Here is a 6413-nt window from a genome sequence, read left to right as displayed (position 1 = left end):
GCCACATGGCGTGGGTGCCGGTGGGGAAGGTCTGCGCGAAGGTGTATTCGCGCTTCTCGGTGGCCATGAGCTTGGCCAGCGACGGGCCGTCCACCGCGCCTTTTTCAGCCAGCTTCTTGGACAGCGTGATGGCCTGGCCGTTCTGGTTCAGGTTCATCAGGATGGCCATGTCCTTGCGGGGGCCGGCGGTGCCCAGCTGCAGGCCGTAGATCAGGCCGTAGAGCACGTGGGCCATGTCCAGCTCGCCGTTGACCAGCTTGTCGCGCACACCGGCCCAGCTGGCTTCCTTGGTCGGGATGATCTTCACGCCGTGCTTCTTGTCGAGGCCGAGTTCGGCGGCCATCACCACGCTGGCGCAGTCGGTCAGCGGAATGAAACCGATCTTGACCTCGGTTTTCTCAGGCGCGTCGGAGCCGGCCGCCCACACGCCGCTGTGGCCCAGCGTGGAGAAGAAGGTGGCAGCGCCGATGGCGGTGCTCTTCTTGATGAAGTCGCGCCTGGATGCCGCGGCGGTCTCGGACGTGGTGTCGACCGGGATCGGTGCAACGGTGGTGCCGGGGGTGTCTGCGTTCATGTCCAACTCCTTGCTGATGAAAAAAACCGGACCCCAAAAGCACAACGGCGCCCATCTCCAAGCCTGCGGATCGCAAACCGGAAATGGACGCCGTTGTCCAGTGTCGGGGGTGACTGTCGGAAGCCGGACCGCCATTGGCCCGCTTTCCTCTGCCTTGTTCAAAGCAGCTTGTGTGCCAGCATCGAGCTGGGCGAAGAGGATGGCGGGATTTTTCGGAAAGTCCTTGATTTTCAAAGGATTTTCTGTTGTCCCCGTTTTTGTACCGCGAGGTCGTCCTGTGGCCTCGTTCGTTTTCGGGGCATCAAGCTGGTGCGCAACGGTTCCCGGCACCGCTGTTGGTGCACCGCAGCACGCACGACCTCAGCGCGGTCGCTCGGGCAACACGTCGGCCATGGCGAGCACCGCTTCGGCCACCTCGATCAGCCGGCGGTTCTGGTTCATGGCCATCTGGCGCATGGTTTTGTGGGCTTCTTCTTCGCTCAGGTGGCGGTGCGCCATCAGCAGGCCCTTGGCGCGCTCGATCAGCTTGCGCTCGTTGAGGCTGGCGCGAACCGTGTCGAGTTCTTCGCTCATGGTCTGCAGGCGCCGCGCCTGTTCCTGCACCAGCTCCAGGATGGAGCGCTCCAGATGCAGACCGTAGCCCTGGGTGTTGGTGCCAAACGCCGCCGCGCCTTGCGCCTCGGGTGCGCGGAAGAACGACAGCACGTCCGCCTCGGTGGCGGGTGCGTTGTGCAGGGCGTGGAAACTGTCCAGCTCGGCGTTGGCCGCGGTGATCTTCTGTTCGCAGGCTTGCAGCAGGTCGAGCGCGAGGCGGTCTTCCACCGCCTTCATGCGGTCGATGCGCCGGCTGCAGCAGTCAAACCAGGCCTGGCTCACCTGCGCATTGAGCGGTGAGCCGTGCGGCGCGGTGCACAGCACGCGGCGCAAGCGCTCCAGCTCGGCGAGCATGGCGCTGGCCTGGGTGGTGTGCCACAGGGCCACCACGTGCGGGTTCGAGAACTCGGCAAACACCTCGAGGCAGCGCTCTTGCGACTCGATCAGGTGCAGCAGGCGCTGCTGCTCGTCGGCCACGGCGCGGCCCGCGGCAAACAGCACCGAGCCGGCCGCCCGTTCCTGGCCGGCGAATTCCTTGCCCTGCATGAAGTTGAACAAGGCGACCAGCAGGCGCGAGATCTCCGGGTCGCTGGCGCTGTCCGCTGCCTCGAACACCACCGCCAGCAAACCGGCGATCAGCCGCACATAGGCCTCGGTGGCCCGCTGGGGTGTCCATTCCAGCGTCTGGACGCGAGTGCGCAGGCCGTCGAGTGCGTCCAGCCCGTGCAGCACATAGGCGATGCGGCTGAACAGGCGGGCACCGTTGCCCAGCCGGGCCGATTCGGTGTCCAGTTCGTCAAAGCAGGCGCGCAGCTCGGCCTCGATCTGTCGGCACTCGCCGATCTGCTGATGGCGCACTTCGCCGAACCGCAGGCCTTGGGAGCCCAGGAACAGGTTGGACAGTCCCCGCTCGCGCTGCAAGCCATGCACCAGGCGCCCGGTCACGTTCACCAGCGCGCTGGTCAGGGCGAGCTGTTGCAGCTCGGCGATTTCGCAGCGTTTGGCCGCCAGCAGAAAGTTCAGGCCCGATTTCATGTGTGTGGGGTCGTTGCAAGCATCCCGCGATCATGAGCAACAAACATGCCGCCCGTACACTCGCCGCATGCTGATTTTGGGAATCGAGTCGTCTTGCGACGAAACCGGCGTCGCTCTGGTCGACGCCAGCGGCGGCCAGACGCCGAGGCTGCTGGGCGATGCGCTGCACAGCCAGATCGAGATGCACCGCGCCTTCGGTGGCGTTGTGCCCGAGCTCGCCAGCCGCGACCACATCCGCCGGGTGTTGCCACTCACCGACGCAGCGCTGGCGCAGGCCGGCCTGCCGCTGTCGGCGGTGGATGCGGTGGCTTATACGCGGGGTCCGGGACTGGCCGGCGCGCTGCTGGTGGGGTCGGGCGTGGCCTGCGCGCTGGGGTTTGCGCTGGGCAAACCGGTGATCGGCGTGCACCACCTCGAGGGGCATTTGCTCTCGCCATTTCTGAGCGCCGACCCGCCGGAGTTCCCGTTTGTGGCCTTGCTCGTCTCAGGCGGACACAGCCAGCTGATGCGGGTGGACGGGGTGGGGCGCTACACCTTGCTGGGCGAAACCATCGACGACGCAGCGGGCGAGGCCTTCGACAAGTCGGCCAAGCTGCTCGGCCTGGGCTACCCGGGTGGCCCGGCGCTGGCGCGGCTGGCGCTGCAGGGCGACCCCTTGGCGTACAAGTTTCCGCGCCCACTGCTGCACAGCGGCGATCTCGATTTTTCCTTCGCCGGCCTCAAAACCGCTGTTCTGACCCAAGTGAAACGGCTGGCCCACGCCAGTCTGGATGGCCCGGCCACGCTGCACCTGGCCGACCCGCTCACGCCGCAGCAAAAGGCCGATGTGGCCGCCAGCGTGCAGGCCGCCATCGTCGAGGTGCTGGTGAAAAAGTCCATGGCGGCGGTGCGCCAGAGTGGCCTGCGCCGCCTGGTGGTGGCCGGCGGCGTGGGAGCCAACACACTGCTGCGCGAGCAATTGGGCGCTGCCTGCGCCAAGGCCGGCGTGCGCGTGCACTACCCCGAGCTGCACCTGTGCACCGACAACGGCGCCATGATCGCGCTGGCCGGCGGCATGCGGGTGCAGGCCGGTCTGGTTCAACTCGATGCGGCCGAGGGCCAGGGCTACAGCTTCGATGTGAAGCCGCGTTGGCCCCTGGCCGATCTGACCATGGCTTCCTGACGGCCTTGGCCGAACGCATTCATCTCATGAAAAGCATGCTCGATTCATTTTGGTCCGTGCGCCGGCGCGTGCTGGTTGCTGTCTTGGGCGCTGTCCTTGTCGCGCCGTCGGTGTCTGCCCAGGCGCCGTCTCCCATCCGCATCGCTCTGATCGAAGGCCTCTCCGGCCCGATCGCCAACACCGGCGAAGCCGTGTACCGCAATCTGGTCTGGGCCACCGAGCGCGTGAATGCCCGCGGCGGCGTGAAACTGCCCGGCGGCAACCGCCCGCTGCTGATCGAACGGTTCGACAGCAAGGGCCAGACCGAAGAGGCTTTGTCGGCATTGCGCTCGGCCGTGGACCGCGACATCACCATCATCGCGCAGGGCAACTCGTCGGCCGCGGCCAGCGCGCTGATCGAAGCGATCAACAAACACAACGAGCGCGAGCCGGCGCGCCAGATGCTGTTCCTCAATTACTCGGCGGTGGACCCGGCGCTGACCAACGAGAAGTGCAGTTACTGGCATTTTCGTTTTGACGCCCACGCCGACATGCGCATGAGCGCGCTCATGAGCGTGCTGCGCGAAGACAAGCAGCTCAAGAGCGTCTACCTGATCGGCCAGGACTACAGCTTCGGCCAGGCCGTGCTGCGTGAGGGTCGCAACCAGCTGGCGGCGCAACGCCCCGATGTGAGGATCGTCGGCGAAGAACTGCATCCCATGGCGCGCGTCAAAGACTTTCTGCCCTATGCCGCCAAGATCAAGGCCAGTGGCGCGCAGTCCGTGCTCACCGGCAACTGGGGCAACGACCTCACGCTGCTGGTGAAGGCCGCGCGCGAGGTGGGCTTTGACGGCAGCTTCTACACCTTCTACGGCAACGCGCTGGGTGCTCCGGCGGCCATGGGCGAGGCCGGCATCGGCAAGGTGATCGCCGTGGCCGACTGGTTCCCCAACGTGCCCACGCGCGAGTCCGAGGCCTTCTACCAGTCGTTCCGCCAGCGGTTCCCCAACCCCGCCGACGACTACGTGCACATGCGCATGCAACTCATGATCGAGTCGCTGGCGCAGGCCCTCGAGCGCGCGGGTGCCATCGGCCCGGTCAACGCCGCCAGCGTGGCGGCCCAACTGGAGAAAGCCGAGGTCACGCTGGCAGGCCAGACGGCCCGCATGCGCGCCGCCGATCACCAGTTCCAGCAGCCGCTGGCGGTGGCCGTGATGGAGCGCCAGGGCGCAGCCGGCGCCCAATTCGACGTCGAAGGCTCGGGCTACGGCTTTCGCGTCATCCGCAACCTGGCACCCCAGCAAGCCGAACAGCCCCACCGCTGCAACATGGTCCGACCCTGATGTCCCAACACGCTCCCTTCATGCGCCCCGTCGTTGAAAACCTTGAAGCTTCCCGCATTCGCGAGGTGGCCAATGAGGGCCTGGGCCGCGACAACGTGCTCAAGTTCTGGTTTGGCGAGAGCGACGAGGTCACGCCCGGCTTCATCCGCGAAGCCGCCATCGCCTCGCTGCAGTCCGGTGAAACCTTCTACGCGCACAACCTCGGTCTGCCCGAGTTGCGCGAAGCGATCGCGGTCTACACCGATGGCCTGCACCCCGGGCGCGGCGCTGCGCACTGGATCGACCGCCTCGCCGTCACCTCGGGCGGCGTGAACGGGCTGATGCTGGCGTCGCAAGCGCTGGTGGAGGCGGGCGATGAGGTGGTGGTGGTCACGCCGGCCTGGCCCAACCTGGTGGCGCAGCCGCAGATCATGGGGGCCCACGTGAAAAGCGTGCCGCTGCATGTGCTGACCGACGGACCGCGCGCTGGCGCCTGGGCGCTGGACACGGACGCTCTGCTCTCAGCCATCACACCGGCCACGCGTTTGCTCATCGTCAACGCGCCCAACAACCCCACCGGCTGGACATTGACCCGCGAGGAGCAAGCCACCATCCTGGCGCACTGTCGGCGCACCGGCACCTGGATCCTGGCCGACGAGGTCTACGAGCGTCTTTATTACGCGGGCGATACCGCCAATGGTTCGGCCCCCAGCTTTCTGGACGTGGCCGAGCCCGACGACCGCGTCATCGTGGCCCACAGCTTTTCCAAAAGTTTCCTCATGACCGGCTGGCGCCTGGGCTGGCTGGTGCTCCCCGCCGCGCTCACCGCGGCGATGGGCAAGCTGATCGAGTTCAACACCTCGTGCGCTCCGGTCTTTGTGCAACGCGGCGCCACGGTGGCGCTGCAGCGCGGCGCGGAGGTCACACCGGCGCTGGTGGCCCACCTCAAAACCTGCCGCGACACCTTGGTGCCGCTGCTGAGCGCCGTGCCCGGCGTGACGCTCGCCGAACCGTTGGGCGGCATGTACGCCTTCTTCACGCTGCAGGGCCATGACGACTGCCTGGACGTGGCCAAACGGCTGGTGCGCGAGGCGGGCATTGGACTCGCCCCGGGCAGCGCTTTCAGTCCGGAAGCGGCTGGCTGGCTGCGCTGGTGCTTCGCCAGCCGCGACACCCACCGGCTCGAAGAGGGCGTCTCCCGCCTTCGCCGCTGGATCGCCGCCCAGCCGGGTGGCGGCACTTGACGCCTTCTGGCCTATAATTCGCGGTTGCCGTTCGAAAGGACAGCATACCCACGCCCGATGCGGCGGCTGGCCCTGGAGCAAATCCTTGAGCCGACTGGCTGCGCCGGGACGCATGTAACCCCAAGGAAATTCCATGATTGCCCAATCCATCAAAGCCGAAGTCGTCGCGGCCAACGCCCGTGCCGCCAATGACACCGGCAGCCCAGAAGTGCAGGTCGCCATCCTGACCGCACGCATCAACGAACTGACCCCCCACTTCAAGACGCACGCCAAAGACCACCACGGTCGTCGCGGCCTGCTGCGCATGGTGAGCCGCCGCCGCAAGCTGCTGGACTATTTGAAGTCCAAAGACGCCCAGCGTTACGTGGCGCTGATCGCCAAACTGGGCCTGCGCAAGTAATTGAGCCCGGGTTGACACAGAAAACGCCTGAGTTGGTTCGCTGGCTCGGGCGTTTTTTGCTTTTTTGACCTCTTTTTTGATTCCGGAGCATTGATTACAGAGC

At 66.4% G+C, this 6413-nt stretch carries 6 protein-coding genes; 4 read left to right on the top strand and 2 right to left on the bottom strand.

Translation table 11 applies throughout. The features are described from left to right. Together Q1W68_RS07405 and Q1W68_RS07400 are read right to left on the bottom strand one after the other, a co-directional pair. On the bottom strand, positions 1-574 hold a 574-nt coding region (locus Q1W68_RS07405), incomplete at its 3' end, for a CmpA/NrtA family ABC transporter substrate-binding protein (protein ID WP_300716008.1). 360 nt (positions 575-934) lie between these two features. Further along, on the bottom strand, positions 935-2203 hold the full coding sequence (locus tag Q1W68_RS07400) for a nitrate regulatory protein (protein ID WP_300716007.1): 1269 nt from the start codon (positions 2201-2203) through the stop codon (positions 935-937). Between the two features lie 67 nt (positions 2204-2270). Between Q1W68_RS07400 and tsaD the strand changes: the two genes are divergently transcribed. The 4 genes from tsaD (at position 2271) to rpsO (ending at position 6310) form a co-directional block, all read left to right on the top strand. Next, on the top strand, positions 2271-3365 hold the full coding sequence (gene tsaD / locus Q1W68_RS07395; protein ID WP_300658293.1) for a tRNA (adenosine(37)-N6)-threonylcarbamoyltransferase complex transferase subunit TsaD: 1095 nt from the start codon (positions 2271-2273) through the stop codon (positions 3363-3365). Positions 3366-3391: 26 nt separating this feature from the next. Continuing rightward, the gene (locus Q1W68_RS07390) at positions 3392-4687 is read left to right on the top strand and encodes a branched-chain amino acid ABC transporter substrate-binding protein (RefSeq protein ID WP_300658295.1); all 1296 of its coding nucleotides are present in this window, start codon (positions 3392-3394) and stop codon (positions 4685-4687) included. Continuing rightward, positions 4687-5910: a pyridoxal phosphate-dependent aminotransferase gene (locus tag Q1W68_RS07385; RefSeq protein WP_300716006.1), complete on the top strand. Its 1224-nt coding sequence runs from the start codon at positions 4687-4689 to the stop codon at positions 5908-5910. Before Q1W68_RS07390 ends, Q1W68_RS07385 begins: the two co-directional genes overlap by 1 nt. 133 nt (positions 5911-6043) lie before the next feature. Continuing rightward, entirely contained in the window at positions 6044-6310 is a 267-nt protein-coding gene (gene rpsO, locus Q1W68_RS07380) for a 30S ribosomal protein S15 (RefSeq protein WP_056273781.1), read from the top strand. Positions 6311-6413 lie beyond the last annotated feature (103 nt).

This window comes from Hydrogenophaga sp. (assembly GCF_030158645.1).
Classification (GTDB): Bacteria; Pseudomonadota; Gammaproteobacteria; order Burkholderiales; family Burkholderiaceae_C; genus Hydrogenophaga.
The sequence above is the reverse complement of the archived record's forward strand: the minus strand, read 5'-3'. Positions and strand labels throughout refer to the sequence as shown.